At 61.6% G+C, this 15,893-nt stretch carries 16 protein-coding genes; 14 read left to right on the top strand and 2 right to left on the bottom strand.

Annotated elements, in window-relative coordinates; translation table 11 throughout:
• From EN845_RS22410 to EN845_RS22375, 8 genes are all read left to right on the top strand, one after another.
• A partial coding sequence (locus EN845_RS22410; RefSeq protein WP_135864863.1) for a 2-oxo acid dehydrogenase subunit E2 occupies window positions 1–129 on the top strand: 129 nt, incomplete at its 5' end.
• 86 nt (window positions 130–215) lie between these two features.
• A complete protein-coding gene (locus tag EN845_RS22405; protein ID WP_245511782.1) occupies window positions 216–557 on the top strand; it encodes a hypothetical protein in 342 nt (113 codons plus the stop codon).
• A 4-nt stretch (window positions 558–561) separates the two neighbouring features.
• A complete protein-coding gene (locus EN845_RS22400) occupies window positions 562–1,197 on the top strand; it encodes an SGNH/GDSL hydrolase family protein (protein ID WP_127872366.1) in 636 nt (211 codons plus the stop codon).
• 15 nt (window positions 1,198–1,212) lie between these two features.
• Complete coding sequence (lpdA, locus tag EN845_RS22395; protein WP_127872367.1) at window positions 1,213–2,658, top strand: dihydrolipoyl dehydrogenase; 1,446 nt, start codon at window positions 1,213–1,215, stop codon at window positions 2,656–2,658.
• Between the two features lie 99 nt (window positions 2,659–2,757).
• Window positions 2,758–3,015, top strand: a complete 258-nt coding sequence (locus EN845_RS22390) for a GlsB/YeaQ/YmgE family stress response membrane protein (protein WP_027142753.1) — start codon at window positions 2,758–2,760, stop codon at window positions 3,013–3,015.
• Window positions 3,016–3,152: 137 nt separating this feature from the next.
• Window positions 3,153–4,118: a lipoyl synthase gene (gene lipA, locus EN845_RS22385; protein WP_127872368.1), complete on the top strand. Its 966-nt coding sequence runs from the start codon at window positions 3,153–3,155 to the stop codon at window positions 4,116–4,118.
• A 36-nt stretch (window positions 4,119–4,154) separates the two neighbouring features.
• Window positions 4,155–4,613 carry a type II toxin-antitoxin system RatA family toxin gene (locus tag EN845_RS22380; RefSeq protein WP_127872369.1) on the top strand — a complete coding sequence of 153 codons (459 nt, stop codon included), beginning with the start codon at window positions 4,155–4,157 and terminating at the stop codon, window positions 4,611–4,613.
• Between the two features lie 144 nt (window positions 4,614–4,757).
• Complete coding sequence (locus EN845_RS22375) at window positions 4,758–5,543, top strand: putative phage abortive infection protein (RefSeq protein ID WP_127872370.1); 786 nt, start codon at window positions 4,758–4,760, stop codon at window positions 5,541–5,543.
• Window positions 5,544–5,580: 37 nt separating this feature from the next.
• On the opposite strand, the gene EN845_RS22370 is transcribed toward EN845_RS22375, so the two are convergent.
• Both EN845_RS22370 and EN845_RS22365 read right to left on the bottom strand, forming a co-directional pair.
• Entirely contained in the window at window positions 5,581–6,072 is a 492-nt protein-coding gene (locus EN845_RS22370) for a CinA family protein (RefSeq protein WP_127872371.1), read from the bottom strand.
• The gene (locus EN845_RS22365; RefSeq protein WP_127872372.1) at window positions 6,069–7,298 is read right to left on the bottom strand and encodes a bifunctional 2-C-methyl-D-erythritol 4-phosphate cytidylyltransferase/2-C-methyl-D-erythritol 2,4-cyclodiphosphate synthase; all 1,230 of its coding nucleotides are present in this window, start codon (window positions 7,296–7,298) and stop codon (window positions 6,069–6,071) included. Before EN845_RS22365 ends, EN845_RS22370 begins: the two co-directional genes overlap by 4 nt.
• 141 nt (window positions 7,299–7,439) lie before the next feature.
• On the opposite strand from EN845_RS22365, the gene dusB reads away from it, so the two are divergent.
• From dusB to EN845_RS22335, 6 genes are all read left to right on the top strand, one after another.
• The gene (gene dusB / locus EN845_RS22360; protein ID WP_127872373.1) at window positions 7,440–8,468 is read left to right on the top strand and encodes a tRNA dihydrouridine synthase DusB; all 1,029 of its coding nucleotides are present in this window, start codon (window positions 7,440–7,442) and stop codon (window positions 8,466–8,468) included.
• Window positions 8,465–9,607, top strand: a complete 1,143-nt coding sequence (locus tag EN845_RS22355; RefSeq protein ID WP_127872374.1) for a nitrogen regulation protein NR(II) — start codon at window positions 8,465–8,467, stop codon at window positions 9,605–9,607. Before dusB ends, EN845_RS22355 begins: the two co-directional genes overlap by 4 nt.
• Entirely contained in the window at window positions 9,604–11,064 is a 1,461-nt protein-coding gene (gene ntrC, locus EN845_RS22350) for a nitrogen regulation protein NR(I) (RefSeq protein ID WP_027142746.1), read from the top strand. The genes EN845_RS22355 and ntrC overlap by 4 nt, the downstream gene beginning before the upstream one ends.
• A 129-nt stretch (window positions 11,065–11,193) precedes the next feature.
• On the top strand, window positions 11,194–13,479 hold the full coding sequence (locus EN845_RS22345) for a PAS domain-containing sensor histidine kinase (protein ID WP_167531435.1): 2,286 nt from the start codon (window positions 11,194–11,196) through the stop codon (window positions 13,477–13,479).
• Window positions 13,469–14,830, top strand: coding sequence for a sigma-54 dependent transcriptional regulator (locus tag EN845_RS22340; protein WP_015317919.1), 1,362 nt, complete (start codon window positions 13,469–13,471; stop codon window positions 14,828–14,830). The genes EN845_RS22345 and EN845_RS22340 overlap by 11 nt, the downstream gene beginning before the upstream one ends.
• A gap of 96 nt (window positions 14,831–14,926) precedes the next feature.
• Window positions 14,927–15,790 carry a D-amino-acid transaminase gene (locus tag EN845_RS22335; RefSeq protein WP_127279996.1) on the top strand — a complete coding sequence of 288 codons (864 nt, stop codon included), beginning with the start codon at window positions 14,927–14,929 and terminating at the stop codon, window positions 15,788–15,790.
• Window positions 15,791–15,893 lie beyond the last annotated feature (103 nt).

Below are 15,893 nucleotides of genomic sequence, written 5' to 3'. Positions count from 1 at the left end.
GTCAAGATCGCCACCGTGATGTCGGTGACGCTGTCGACCGACCATCGTGCGGTTGACGGAGCGCTGGGGGCCGAACTCTTGGTCGCCTTCAAGAAGTTGATCGAGAACCCGATGGGCATGCTGGTCTAGGAAAGGGAAGGGCTGTGCGAATATTCTTCACCAGCCTTTTCGCTTTTTTCATTTCCGGGTTGGCTGGCGGTCTGATCGCGCAATGGTTGGCTGTCGCCACAGTCGCCGAGGAAGAATACATCCTCGTTTTCATGTTCTCGGTGCTGGTGACCTTGGTCGTCACCTTCGTCTTCTTCGTGGCGCAATTGACGAATGATCCGGTCGCGGTCGTGGCGAGGGCGGGCAAATCGACGCTGATTGTTTTTGTGGTGCTGCTCGTCCTCTTGGTCGCGCTGATCCTCTACAGCGACGGCAGCGCCGCGTTGGTCAGGAAAGACATGCCGATAGTTGCCGGTCTCGGTCTGCCGGGCTTGGTGACGATCATCATCCATTGGTTGTTCGTGCGCTGGCGCGTGAAGCGCGGCGTGGCCGACATAAAGGCGGGTTGAACGGATGAAGACGGTTCTTTGTTACGGTGACTCGCTGACTTGGGGCTACAATGCCGAAGGCGGGCGTCATGCGCTGCCGGATCGCTGGCCAAGCGTGCTGCAGGCCGGCCTCGGCGAAGGCGTTCAGGTCATCGCCGACGGCCTCAATGGCCGCACCACCGCCTTCGACGATCATCTGGCCGGAGCTGACCGCAACGGCGCGCGGCTGCTGCCGACGGTGCTGACGACGCATGCGCCGATCGACCTGATCGTCATCATGCTCGGTGCCAATGACATGAAACCATGGATCCATGGCAACCCGGTTGCCGCCAAGCAAGGCATCCAGCGGTTGATCGACATCGTGCGTGGCCACGACTATCCGTTCGACTGGCCGGCGCCGCAGATCCTGATCGTTTCGCCTCCTCTTATCAGCCGCACGGAGAATGCCGATTTCAAGGAGATGTTCGCCGGTGGCGACGACGCCTCGAAGCAGCTTGCACCGCAATACGCAGCACTCGCCGACGAAGTCGGTTGCGGCTTCTTCGACGCTGGCACGGTGGCGCAAACAACACCTCTCGATGGCGTCCACCTCGACGCCGAAAACACGCGAAACATCGGCAAGGCGCTGACACCAGTCGTGCGCGTCATGCTGGAATTGTGATTGAAGGAGAAAACCGTGGCTGAGAACTACGACGTCATCATCATCGGCTCCGGTCCCGGCGGCTATGTCACCGCGGTCCGTTCCGCCCAGCTCGGCTTCAAGACGGCGATCGTCGAGCGCGAACATCTCGGCGGCATCTGCCTCAACTGGGGCTGCATTCCAACCAAGGCGCTGCTGCGGTCGGCCGAGATCATGCACTATTCGGATCACCTGAAGGATTATGGCCTGAAGCTCGACGGCAAGGTCAGCGCCGACACCGCGGCCGTGGTCGATCGGTCGCGGAAAGTGTCGCTCAGGCTCAATGGCGGCGTCGCGTTCCTGATGAAGAAGAACAAGGTCGATGTCATCTGGGGCGAGGCCAAGCTCTCGAAGCCCGGTGAGATCGTTGTTTCCAAGACGGCCAAGAAGCCGATGGAACCGCAGCCGCCGGTGCCGAAAGGCGTCAAGGGCGAGGGCACCTACACGGCCAAGCACATCATCCTGGCGACCGGCGCCCGGCCGCGCGCGCTGCCCGGCATCGAGCCGGATGGCAAGCTGATCTGGACGTACTTTGAAGCCATGGTGCCGAAGGAGATGCCGAAGTCGCTGCTGGTGATGGGTTCGGGCGCCATTGGCATCGAATTCGCCTCCTTCTACCGCACCATGGGCGCCGAGGTGACGGTGGTCGAACTGCTGCCGGCGGTCATGCCGGTCGAGGACGCCGAAGTCTCGAAATTCGCGCAAAAGCAGTTCGAGAAGCAAGGCATGAAGATCATCCTCGAGGCCAAGGTGACCAAGGTCGAGAAGGGGGCGAACTCCGTCACCGCGCATGTCGAGATGAAGGACGGCAAGGTCGAGAAGATATCAGCCGATCGCATGATTTCGGCCGTCGGCGTCCAGGGCAATATCGAGAATCTCGGCCTTGAGGCCCTCGGCGTCAAGACCGAGCGCGGCTGCGTCGTCATCGACGGTTATGGCAAGACCAATGTGCCCGGCATCTACGCCATCGGCGATGTCGCCGGTCCCCCGATGCTTGCCCACAAGGCCGAGCATGAGGGCGTCGTGTGTATCGAAAAGATCGCCAATTTTCCCGGTGTTCACGCGACGGACAAGCTCAAGATTCCCGGCTGCACCTATTGCAACCCGCAGGTTGCCTCGGTTGGCCTGACGGAAGCGAAAGCAAAGGCCGAAGGCCGGGATATTCGCGTCGGCCGCTTCCAGTTCGCCGCTAACGGCAAGGCCATCGCGCTTGGCGAGGACCAGGGCTTCATCAAGACCATCTTCGACAAGAAGACCGGTCAGTTGCTCGGCGCGCATATGGTCGGCGCCGAAGTCACCGAATTGATCCAGGGCTTTGTCGTGGCGATAAACCTTGAAACGACCGAGGAAGAGCTGATGCACACGATCTTCCCGCATCCGACGCTGTCGGAGATGATGAAGGAAAGCGTGCTCGACGCCTATGGTCGCGCCTTGAACGCATGATAGATTCGCCGCAGGAGACTCAGCTTCGAAGGCCGCGAGATCGCGACGGCGAGGCAGTTCGTTTCCGGATGCATTTTTACGCGCGCAAGGAGAAGGCATATGCACCTGAACGGCGTGGGCTGGATCGCAGCCATCATCATCGGCGGCCTGGCAGGCTGGCTCGCCGAAATGGTCATGAAGAGCAACACCGGCATATTCATGAACATTATCATGGGCATCGTTGGCGCGGTGGTGCTGAATGCCATCCTACAGGCGCTCAACATCGGCGTGTTCGGCGTCGGCTGGACCGCCTATCTGATCACCGGCTTCATCGGTGCCTGCCTGCTGATCTGGGTCGGTCGCCTGGTGCGCCGCTAGTCGATATCCTTCCCGGCTATGCGAAAACGGTTGTGGCGGCATGCGCCTCCGCAGCCTTTTTCTTTGTGTTGAAAAGTCCTAGATGACGTAAACGTGACGATCGCCGACGGGCGGTCGCGAGAAAAGCCAGGGTTCAGATGGTCACTGTCCTCGACACGATCGCCAACGCGCCGCGGCTGCGGCATCCCGAGAAAGCGCACAAGCCCGACCAGGAGGTGTTGCGCAAGCCGGACTGGATCCGCGTCAAGGCGCCGGTATCGAAAGGCTATGCCGAGACACGCGAGATCGTCAAATCCCACAAGCTGGTGACTGTATGCGAAGAGGCCGGTTGCCCGAACATCGGTGAGTGCTGGGAAAAGAAGCACGCCACCTTCATGATCATGGGCGAGATCTGCACGCGCGCCTGCGCCTTCTGCAATGTCGCCACTGGCATTCCGACCGCGCTCGATCCGGACGAGCCGGCCCGCGTCGCGCATGCCGTCAAGCAGATGGGCCTTACCCATGTCGTCATCACCTCGGTCGACCGCGACGATCTCGCCGATGGCGGCGCGCAGCACTTCGCCGATGTCATCCGTGCGATCCGGGCGGCAACGCCTCTGACGACGATCGAAATCCTGACGCCGGATTTCCTGCGCAAGGACGGGGCGCTGGAGATCGTCGTGGCGGCCAGGCCCGACGTCTTCAACCATAATCTCGAAACCGTGCCGTCGAACTATCTGAAGGTCCGGCCAGGCGCCCGTTATTTCCACTCGATCCGGCTGCTGCAGCGGGTCAAGGAACTCGATCCCTCGATCTTCACCAAGTCCGGCATCATGGTGGGACTGGGTGAGGAGCGCAACGAAATCCTGCAGTTGATGGATGATCTGCGTTCGGCCAATGTCGACTTCATGACCATCGGCCAGTATCTGCAGCCGTCGAAGAAGCACCACCCGGTGATCCGCTTCGTCACGCCGGAGGAATTCAAGTCCTTCGAGACGATCGGCAAGACCAAGGGTTTCCTGCTGGTGGCGTCGAGCCCGCTGACGCGCTCGTCGCATCACGCCGGCGACGATTTCGCCAGGCTGCGCGCGGCGCGCGAAGCACAGCTCGCGAAATCGCTCTGATGCGTCTTCGACGCGACGCCCTCTAGAGCCGGGTTCATGCCGAAATTCGAAGCCACCCGCCGCGTTGCTCACACGCCGCAGCAGATGTTCGCGCTGGTCGCCGACATCGAAACCTATCCGCAATTCCTGCCGCTTTGCGAGGCGCTGACGGTCCGCTCGCGCAAGGAACGGGATGGGCGCACCATCCTCGTCGCCGACATGAGCATCGGCTACAAGGCGATCCGTGAGACCTTCACGACCCAGGTGCTGCTGAAGCCCGACGAAAACGCCATCGATGTGAAGTACATCGATGGCCCGTTCAAATATCTGAGCAATGTCTGGCGTTTCGAGCCAGACGGTGCCGGCTGTGCCGTGCGCTTCTTCATCGACTACGAATTCAAGAGCCGTATCCTGGGCGCGCTGATGGGCACGATGTTCGACCGTGCCTTCCGCATGTTCGCCGAGGCTTTTGAGAAGCGCGCCGACGTCATCTATGGGGTTGCGCCGTCAGGCTGAGGTTAGTCAACCCAAGCTTTCGATGTTGGGGCGAACTTGACAATATTGCGATAAAGTGGCCCACAACTGTCCAACGCATTTCCGCGACGGTTAAAGTGTCGGTGAGTTGCGTGGCATGAAGTTTCCAGCCTGCCGGGGGAGGCAATGGAAGACAAAACTGTACGCAACGTCGCAATCGGCGCTTTCATTCTATGGTTAGTTTGGGCGCTGCATCCATTTCTGGCTCGGAGGATGCTAATCCCATGGGAGGCCACTTTGGTTGGCCAATGGGGCGACAGCTTTGGTGCGCTCAACGCGTTAATGTCGACACTTGCTTTTGCAGCTGTCTTTTACACCCTTCGGTTACAGCAGCGCCAAATTAATGAGGCGCAGCGCGACCAACATATTCAGCGCTTTGAGAGCACGTATTTTGAAATTCTGAAATTGTTTCGAGAAGCTCGCGATGTTGTTCAATTTAAGTATGGGGGAGGGTATGTGGCATCGAAGAATCTCATTGGAAAAAACCCTCTCTGTGAAGGTATAGAGGCAATACGCAGGGCGAATTTCGAAATGTTATGGCAGTTAGAAGGTGTTGATAGTAAAAAAATAACGTCTGATTATGTAAGCAATGTCTACAGGGCGGTTGTTATTGATCGCTACGAAAGCACGACCGGACCATATTTTCGGCTACTATATACAATCTTGTTCCGTATCAGGAATGACAAACAACTTACCGTTGCTGAAAAACGAAGTTACGCCAACCTATTTCGTAGCCAGCTCTCATCCCATGAAGTCGCGTTAGCCGGCTACAATGGGCTCAACCCTGTTTCGAAGGACCTCGCAAATTTGATCACTGAGTTTCGACTTCTGAAATATCTCCCTGACGAATTTGGTCGTAACTATCTTACAAAATGTTATTCTCAGCAGGCGTTTGAAGATCGTCCTGATTAGCGGATCGGCTGATTGCAATCTACAGTCTTGGTCGTGCCTACTCTGCTCCCCCTAAGGTCTTCAAACCCAACTCCAGCGCGTGCCTGACCGTTTCGCCACGGATGAAAGCACGGCCCTTGTCGGCAAACAGTTGGCGTTCGGCGGTCACCGTTTGGCCTGCCAGGCCGACGCCGAACCACACCAGGCCGACCGGTTTTTCTGCCGAACCGCCGCCAGGTCCCGCAACCCCGGTAACCGCCAGGGTCAACCCTGCGCGCGATCGGGCAAGCGCACCGGCTGCCATCTCGATCGCCGTCTCGCGGGACACCGCGCCATGCCTGTTGAGCGTGGTGACGCGAACGCCGAGCATGTCCATCTTGGCCTCATTGGAATAGGTGATGAAGCCGCGATCGACCACGGCGGAGGAGCCGGCAATGTCGGTCAGCGCGGCAATGATCATGCCGCCGGTGCAGCTTTCCGCCGTCGCCAGCATGATGCCGCGCTCGCGGCAGGCCTCAAACAGGGCGATTGCCAGTTCGCTGTTGGTCATTCCGGAACCTCGCCGGGAAACACCACGCTGGCGGTGGCGATCGCCGCTATGCCTTCCTCGCGGCCGACAAATCCGAGCTTCTCGTTGGTCGTCGCCTTGACCGAGATGCGGTCGGCGGAAATGCCCAGCATCTGCGAAAGGACTGACGTCATCGCCTCGCGGTGCGGGCCGACGCGCGGTGCCTCGCAGATCAGCGTGATATCGGCATTGGCGATGCGCCCGCCGCGCTCGCGCACAAGCCTTGCCGCATGTTCGACGAATATTCGCGACGCGGCGCCTTTCCACTGCGCATCCGACGGAGGAAAGTGCGTGCCGATGTCGCCGGCGCCGCACGTCGCCAGCAGCGCGTCGGTCAGGGCGTGCAGGCCGACATCGGCGTCGGAATGGCCCGACAATTTCCTGTCATGCGGGATGGCCACGCCGCAGAGCGTGACGTGATCGCCGGGCTCGAAGGCATGGACGTCGTAGCCGTTGCCGGTCCGGATGTCGGGGAAGTGCATCCGTTCGCTGGAAAGCCGCTGGTGTGCCATGGCGATGTCCCGTGCCCAGGTGAGTTTGACATTGTCCGGCGAGCCGGGAACGAGCTTTACCGGCATTTGCATCCATTCGGCGATCGATGCGTCGTCGGTAAAGTCGGTCTTGCCTCTGTTGTAGGCTTCCTCATGCATGGTCATGATCGCGAGGAAGGGAAAGCCTTGCGGCGTTTGCGCCGCGTGCAGCCCGCTCCTGGGGACTGTTTCGCCGACGGTGCCGGTGGCCGATTCGCGTTTCAGCGTGTCGGCGACGGGCAGGGCGGGAAGCGCGCCCTCGCGTTCGCCGATCGCCGCGATGGTGCGGTCGATCAGATCCATGTCGACAAAGGGGCGCGCGGCGTCGTGAATGAGGACCTTGTCGGGCGCGTAGCTTCTCAGCGCCTGCAGCCCGAGCCGAACCGAATCCTGCCGGGTCGCGCCTCCGGCGATTGCCGTCACCCGATCGGCATCGGTGCCCACGGCTTGCCGAAAAAGCTCGCGGTCCTCCGCATGAATGGCCACGACGATCCGGCCGATGAGCGGGTGCGCGAGAAAAATATCGATGACGCGCGCGATGACGGCGCGCCCGCCAATTCGTTGATATTGCTTCGGGCCATCGGTCTGTCCGGCGCGCGCGCCGCGACCGGCCGCGACGATAACCACCGCGACTTTACCACCCGGATCCGAAGCCTGATTTTCAGTTGCGCCAATCATCCAAGTCTGGTCCTAGTCGCGGCCAAGGCCGAAGGCCAGCATTTTCCCAATTGCGCCTCAATGTGGCGTCATTCCGCGTTGCACATTTCTCTCGATCTGGCTAGAGAATGTGCAACGAATGGACATGCTTGGTTTTTGTGCATGGTTAACTTGATCAGATTGGCCGCGCCTCTCGACGTCGGCGGCGTGAGAATCCGCAACCGCGTCTTCCTCGCGCCGATGTCCGGGATTACGGATGAGGCGTTCAGGCAGCGCGCCCATTCACACGGCGCCGGCCTGGTCGTATCCGAAATGGTTGCCAGTGGCGAACTCGCCAAGGGCAGGGCTGGCTGCGACCTGCGCATACGTCATTCCGGCCTGCCCGTCCATATGGTTCAGCTTGCCGGCCGAGAGGCGATGCATATGGCCGAAGGCGCTCGAATCGCCGCCGGCGAGGGCGCCGACATCATCGACATCAACATGGGCTGCCCGGCCAAGAAGGTCACCGGCGGCTATGCCGGCTCGGCATTGATGCTGGACCTCGACCACGCGCTCTCGCTGATCGAGGCCGTGGTCGGCGCCGTCAAGGTGCCGGTGACGGTCAAGATGCGGCTGGGTTGGGACGAGGCGGCACTCAATGCTCCCGTCCTTGCGCGCCGTGCCGAGCAGGCGGGCGTCAGGATGGTCACGGTCCATGGCCGCACACGCTGCCAGTTCTACCAGGGCAAGGCGGACTGGCGTGCCATCGCTAGCGTCAAGGAGGCCGTTTCCATCCCAGTCGTCGCCAATGGCGATGTCTGCTCCCCGGCTGAAGCCTCGGTCATTCTCGAACAGTCCGGCGCCGACGCGGTGATGGTCGGCCGCGCCCACTATGGCGCGCCGTGGGTCGCCGGCAGCATCGCTACGGCCGCCGCTGGGACATTTTCGCCCGGCGTTCCCGAGACCCGCCAAGCGCTCTCCGACTATATCATTGCTCATTACCAGGACATGCTGGCGCTTTACGGCATCGAGAGCGGCCTGCGCCAGGCGCGCAAGCATCTGGGCTGGTATCTCGATCGACATGCCGGGGGTGTCGCCGGCGACAGTAGAAAAGCGATAATTACCGCGTTCGAACCCGCTCGCGTCATTTCCTTGCTGCGCGATGTGTTTTCGCGCGATCCGCAAACCATGAACCTGCGGAGCGCCGCATGACCGCCACTGCTGGCCAAGGCACCGAAATAGCGGATGCCGCCCAGATCGTGCTGAATACGATCCGTCGCCCGGTGATCATGATCAGCGAGGAAGGGTTCATCATCTTCGCCAACGCCGATGCCGAGGATTTCTTTCGCTCCAGCGCGACCATGCTGGCGCGCAACACCTTGTCCAAACTCATACCTTTCGGCAGCCCATTGCTGACGCTGGTCGACCAGGTGCGCGAGCGCCGCGCGCCCGTCAACGAGTATCGGGTCGACGTCTCGTCACCGCGCCTCGGCATCGAAAAGGTCGTCGATCTCTACGTCGCGCCGGTGCCGGAATTTCCGGGCTCCGTCGTTGTCATGTTCCAGGAGCGGTCGATGGCCGACAAGATCGACCGGCAGATGACGCATCGCGGCGCGGCGCGCTCGGTGACCGGCCTGGCGGCGATGCTGGCGCATGAGATCAAGAACCCGCTGTCCGGTATCAGGGGGGCGGCCCAGCTGCTCGAACTGTCCGCCTCCGATGAGGATCGCGCGCTGACGCGGCTGATCACCGACGAGACGGACCGCATCGTGTCGCTGGTCGATCGAATGGAGGTGTTTTCCGACGAGCGGCCGATCGATCGCTATCCCGTCAACATCCACGTCGTGCTCGATCACGTGAAAGCAATCGCAAAGAACGGTTTCGCGAAGAAAATCAAGATATTGGAGGACTATGATCCATCATTGCCTCCAGTGTTCGCCAATCGCGATCAACTGATCCAGGTGTTCCTCAACCTGGTCAAGAACGCCGCCGAGGCGATCGGTAGCGATCCCCACGGCGAGATCGTGCTGTCCACCGCCTTTCGGCCCGGCATTCGCGTTTCGGTTCCCGGCACGCAGGACCGCGTATCGCTGCCGCTGGAGTTCTGCGTGCGCGACAATGGTTCGGGCGTCTCGGAAGATATCCTGCCGATCCTGTTCGATCCCTTCATCACCACCAAGCCGAACGGCTCGGGGCTGGGGCTTGCGCTGGTCGCCAAGATCGTCGGTGAACATGGCGGCATCATCGAGTGCGATTCGACGCCGCGCGCAACGACGTTCCGGGTGCTGATGCCGGCCTGGAAGGAAACGGCGCTAGGCGCCGATCAAGACGGCGAAGGAGATCGCAAATGACCGTTCGCGGCAACATTCTCGTCGCCGATGACGATGCGGCGATCCGCACCGTGCTCAATCAGGCCCTTTCGCGTGTCGGTCACGAGGTGCGCGTCACTTCCAACGCCTCGACCCTGTGGCGCTGGGTGGCGGCTGGCGAGGGTGACCTCGTCATCACCGACGTCGTGATGCCGGACGAGAACGCCTTCGACATGCTGCCACGCATCAAGAAGGCGCGGCCGGAACTGCCTGTCATCGTCATGAGCGCCCAGAACACCTTCATGACGGCGATCCGCGCTTCCGAAACCGGTGCCTACGAATATCTGCCGAAGCCTTTCGACCTGACCGAACTCCTCAACATCGTCAACCGCGCGCTGTCCGAGCCCCGGCGGCCCAAGATCGATGCCCGGCAGGAAGAGCAGCCCGAAACGATGCCGCTGGTCGGCCGTTCGGCGGCCATGCAGGACATCTACCGCATGCTGGCGCGCATGATGCAGACCGACCTGACGGTGATGATCTCGGGCGAATCGGGCACCGGCAAGGAACTGGTGGCGCGCGCGCTGCATGAATATGGACGCCGTCGTGGCGGTCCATTCGTTGCCATCAACATGGCGGCGATCCCGCGCGATCTCATCGAATCGGAATTGTTCGGCCACGAGAAGGGCGCCTTCACCGGCGCGCAGAACCGCTCGACCGGCCGCTTCGAGCAGGCAGAGGGCGGCACGCTGTTCCTCGACGAGATCGGCGACATGCCGATGGAGGCGCAGACGCGCCTGCTGCGCGTCCTGCAGCAGGGCGAGTACACGACGGTCGGCGGCCGCACGCCGATCAAGACCGATGTGCGCATCGTTGCCGCAACCAACAAGGACCTGCGCACGCTGATCAACCAGGGCCTCTTCCGCGAGGACCTCTTCTACCGTCTCAACGTCGTGCCGCTCAGGTTGCCGGCGCTGCGCGAACGCTCCGAGGATGTGCCCGACCTGGTGCGCCATTTCTTCAAGCTTGGCGAGATGGAGGGGCTGCAGACCAAGCGCATCTCTTCCGGCGGCATCGAGCTGATGAAGCGCTATCCCTGGCCAGGCAATGTGCGCGAGCTGGAAAACCTCGTTCGCAGGCTCGCCGCGCTTTATTCGCAGGACGAGATCTCCGCCGAGATCATCGAGGCGGAACTCAAGACAGGCGAGCGCCCGGTGGTACCGGGCGCCGGCAACCTCATTCCCGACGATCTTTCCATCGGCCAGGCGGTGGAGCACTTCCTGCAGCGCTATTTCGCCTCCTTTGCAGGCGAATTGCCGCCTGCCGGTCTCTACGAGCGCATTCTGTCCGAGGTCGAATATCCCTTGGTGCTGGCTTCGATGACGGCAACCCGCGGCAACCAGATCAAGGCCGCGGAGCTTTTGGGCCTCAACCGCAATACCCTGCGCAAGAAGATTCGCGAGTTGGGCGTCAACGTCTACAAGTCCTCCCGCCAGACCTGAGCCCGCGCCAAGCACACGATCTTTTCAGGGGACCGAACGGGGAAAGAGTCCCGCTGCTGTCACACTTGTTGCATAATCGCCACAATGCATTGCATAGATCCGACGCAATCACTGGCTCTAGACGGCGACATGGCTCCGCAGGCACCTGTACTCAACAAACCGCTTTTCAGCGAACCTGGCGCGCGCGACGGGCGCCGGCTGCTGGCGCTGCCCGGCGTGGTGGCGGTCGTCGGTGCCCTGGTCATGGCGGCTATCTCGTTCGCCATCCTGGTCGGAGCGACGCCGATTGCGCCTGACGCCAAGACGACCTGGGCGCTGATCGCGCTCAACGCCGCCTTCGTGCTCGTTCTCATCGCGTTGGTCGGGCGGGAGGTGCATCGCATCGTCATGGCGCGCCGCCATGGCAAGGCGGCTTCTCGGCTGCATGTGCGCATCGTTGCCATGTTCGCGCTGGTTGCCGCCATTCCCGCCATCATGGTGGCGATCATCGCCTCGATAACGCTCGATATCGGCCTTGATCGCTGGTTCGAGATTCGCACCAAGACGATCGTCAATTCTTCACTGTCGATCGCCGACGCCTATGTGCAGGAGAACGCCCGCAATCTGCAGGGCACGACGCTGTCGATGGCCTATGATCTCGATTCGTCCCGCACGCTCTACGGCCTCGATCGCACCGGCTTTCTCGACCTCATGAACAAGGAAGCCGTGGGCCGCTCGTTGGCGCATGCCGCGCTGATCAAGCCCGACGGCTCCTTCGTCATGAGCGCCAAGACCGATGCCGATTTTGCCATGCCGGAACCGCCGGAAGGAGCGGTTGCCACCGCCACAGACGGCAAGCCGGTGCTGATCGAGCCGCGCACGCGCAACATCATGGGCGCCATCGTCAAGCTGCGGGAGATCGAGGGCCTCTATCTCTACACTATCCGACTTGTCGACCCCGAGGTGATCAAGGCGCGGCAGATCGTCAGGTCCAACACCGACGAGTATCGCAATCTCGAGGATAACAGGCGCACCTCGCAAGTGGCATTTGCGCTGCCCTATTTGTCACTCACCTTGATCATCATCCTGTCGGCGATCTGGACCGGCATCGCTGTTGCCGACCGGCTGGTGCGGCCAATCCGTCAGCTGATCGGCGCTGCCGACGAAGTCGCGACCGGCAATCTCGACGTTGCGGTGCCGGTGCGGCCATCCGATGGCGATGTCGCCTCGCTTGGCGATACGTTCAACAAGATGCTGCTGGAGCTCAAATCACAGCGCAACGAGATTCTGTCGGCGAAGGACCTGATCGACGAGAGGCGGCGTTTTTCCGAAGCCGTGCTTGCCGGTGTCACCGCCGGCGTCATTGGCGTCGACCCTTACGGCATCATCACCATCGTCAACCGTTCTGCCGAATCGATGCTGGCCATTTCCGCCAGCGCGGCGCTCGGGCAAAACCTTTCCGCGGTCCTCCCGCATGTCGGCCGTGTCTTCGAGATCGGCCGCAAGTCCGGCAAACCTGTCTATCGCGAGCAGGTGACTTTCTATCGAGCCGGCGCCGAGCGGACCTTTAACGTGCAGGTCACCATCGAGGCAGGCGATGACGGCTCGGAGGAAAAATCCTATGTCGTGACGGTGGACGACATCACCGATCTGGTTCAGGCCCAGCGTTCGTCCGCCTGGGCAGATGTGGCGCGGCGCATCGCCCACGAGATCAAGAACCCGCTGACCCCGATCCAGCTTTCCGCCGAGCGTATCAAGCGCCGCTACGGCAAGGTCATCACCGAAGACCGCGAAGTTTTCGACCAGTGTACCGACACCATCATCCGGCAGGTGGAGGACATCGGCCGCATGGTCGACGAGTTCTCGGCCTTCGCGCGCATGCCAAAGCCCGAGATGAAAGCCATCGACCTGCGCGAATCGCTGCGCGAGGCCTCTTTCCTGGTCGAAGTCAGCCGTGCCGACATCACCTTCGAGCGGATATTCGGCAACGAACCGCTCAAGGGCACTTTCGACAGCCGGTTGATGGCTCAGGCCTTCGGCAATGTGATCAAGAATGCCGCCGAGGCGATCGACGGGCTGGAACAGAAGGACGGTTCGCACGGCATAATCCGGATTCAAGCCGGCCGCCAGAATGGCGCGATTCGCATCGACGTCATCGACAATGGCAAAGGCCTGCCGCGCGAGAATCGCCAACGCTTGCTGGAGCCCTATATGACCACACGTGAAAAGGGCACTGGGCTTGGTCTCGCTATCGTCAAGAAGATCGTGGAGGACCATGGCGGCAGGCTGGAACTCCATGACGCGCCCGCGGATTTCCATGGCGGGCGCGGCGCGATGATCAGCATCGTCCTGCCGCCCGCGACCGGCGCGCCGCCGCGCGGCGAAAGCAGGGCGGACCACGAAAGAGAAACTGAAAAGGTCGGTAATGGCGTCTGATATTCTCATCGTCGATGACGAGGAAGACATCCGTGAACTCGTCGCGGGCATCCTGAGTGACGAGGGTCATGAAACCCGTACGGCATTCGATGCCGACAGCGCCCTGGCGGCCATCGCCGATCGAGCGCCGAGGCTGATCTTCCTGGACATCTGGCTGCAGGGTTCGCGCCTGGACGGGTTGGCGTTGCTCGACGAGATCAAGACCATGCACCCCAACCTGCCCGTGGTGATGATTTCAGGCCATGGCAACATCGAAACGGCGGTTTCCGCCATCCGTCGCGGCGCTTATGACTTCATCGAGAAGCCGTTCAAGGCCGACAGGCTGATCCTCATTGCCGAACGCGCGCTCGAGACCTCGAAATTGCGCCGCGAGGTTTCCGACCTCAAGCTGCGCAGCGGCGAGACCTTCGACCTGATCGGCATGTCGTCGGCGATGAGCCAGTTGCGCCAGACCATCGAGCGCGTCGCGCCGACCAACAGCCGCGTGATGATCGTTGGCCCCTCCGGTTCGGGCAAGGAACTGGCGGCGCGCGCCATCCATACGCTGTCGACCCGCAAGGGCGGGCCGTTCGTGACGCTGAGCGCCGCCAACATCACGCCCGAGCGCATGGAGATCGAATTGTTCGGCACCGAATCGAACGGGGTCGAGCGCAAGGTGGGAGCGTTGGAGGAGGCCCATCGCGGCATTCTCTACATCGACGAAGTGGCCGACATGCCACGCGAGACGCAGAACAAGATCTTGCGCGTGCTGGTCGAACAGCAGTTCGAGCGGGTGGGCGGCACGAAGCGGGTCAAGGTCGATGTCCGCATCATTTCCTCGACCTCGCAGAACCTGGAGGCAATGATCGCCGACGGGCGTTTCCGCGAGGATCTTTACCACCGGCTCGCCGTGGTTCCGGTCATGGTGCCGGGGCTGGCCGAGCGGCGCGAGGACATCCCCTATCTCGTCGACAATTTCATGAAGCAGATCGCCCGCCAGGCCGGCATCAAGCCGCGCCGTATCGGCGATGACGCGCTGGCCGTGCTGCAGGCGCACAACTGGCCGGGCAACGTGCGCCAGCTCCGCAACAATGTCGAGCGGCTGATGATCCTGGCGCGCGGCGAGGACGTCGACGCGCCGATCACCGCCGATCTGCTGCCGTCCGAAATCGGCGATGTCATGCCGCGCACGCCGAACCAGTCGGACCAGCACATCATGGCGCTGCCGCTGCGCGAGGCGCGCGAACAGTTCGAAAAGGACTATCTGATAGCCCAGATCAACCGTTTCGGTGGCAACATTTCGAAGACGGCCGAGTTCATCGGCATGGAGCGTTCCGCCTTGCATCGCAAGCTGAAGTCGCTGGGCGTCTGACGCGGCGTCCATCAGCCGCGCCTGGGCCAAGCATTTGCCGGTTACGGCGGCGGCGGAATCGCATAAGAAAGCCCGAGAATTTTCCAGGGGTCGCCAATGCCGCGCATTGCCTATGTCAACGGGCGCTACGTCGCTCATGCTGACGCTTCCGTGCATATCGAGGATCGCGGCTATCAGTTCGCCGACGGCGTCTACGAGGTCTGCGAGGTGGCGCGCGGCTTCATCGTCGACATGCCGCGCCACCTTGCCCGCCTGAACCGCTCGCTGACCGAGCTGTCGATCGCCTGGCCGGTGACACGCAATGTGTTGCCGCTGATCCTGCGCGAGGTGGTCAACCGCAATCATGTCGTCGACGGTCTGGTCTATGTTCAGGTGACGCGCGGTGTCGCCAGCCGCGATTTCGTTTTTCCGTCGGCGGACACGAAGCCGGCTTTGGTGGTGACAGCCAGGAAGGCGGATCCTGCCGCCGGCACGAAACGAGCCGAGACCGGTATCGCGGTCATTACCGTGCCGGAGAACCGCTGGGACCGTGTCGACATCAAGACCGTCGGGCTGCTGCCCAATGTATTGGCCAAGCAGAAGGCCAAGGAATCCGGCGCCCAGGAAGCCTGGTTCGTGGACACGGATGGCAACGTCAAGGAAGGCGGCTCGTCGAATGCCTGGATCGTTACCAGGGACGGCGTTCTGGTCACCAGGCCGGCCGAACATGGCATTCTGCGCGGCATCACGCGCACCACCATGTTCGAAGTCGCCGCAAAGCTCGGCCTGAAGATCGAGGAGCGTGGATTTTCCGTCGCCGAGGCCAAGGCGGCTCGCGAAGCATTCATCAGTTCGGCGACGACTATTGCCATGCCAATCGTGGCCATCGACGGTGATCCCATAGCCAATGGACACCCCGGCTCAATAACACTTTCGTTGCGGCAAGCCTTTTTTGACATTGCGGAAAAAAGTCCAGCCTGATAACCGCACAGGTGGAATGAACATCAATATATCTCGTTCTGCTTGTCGTTACTGACGGCAAGATGGTGTTTGCGCGCTTGACATGTGCCCGCTAATTTGGCGC

This window comes from Mesorhizobium sp. M8A.F.Ca.ET.202.01.1.1 (assembly GCF_004791595.1).
Taxonomy (GTDB): Bacteria; Pseudomonadota; Alphaproteobacteria; order Rhizobiales; family Rhizobiaceae; genus Mesorhizobium.
The sequence above is the reverse complement of the archived record's forward strand: the minus strand, read 5'-3'. Positions and strand labels throughout refer to the sequence as shown.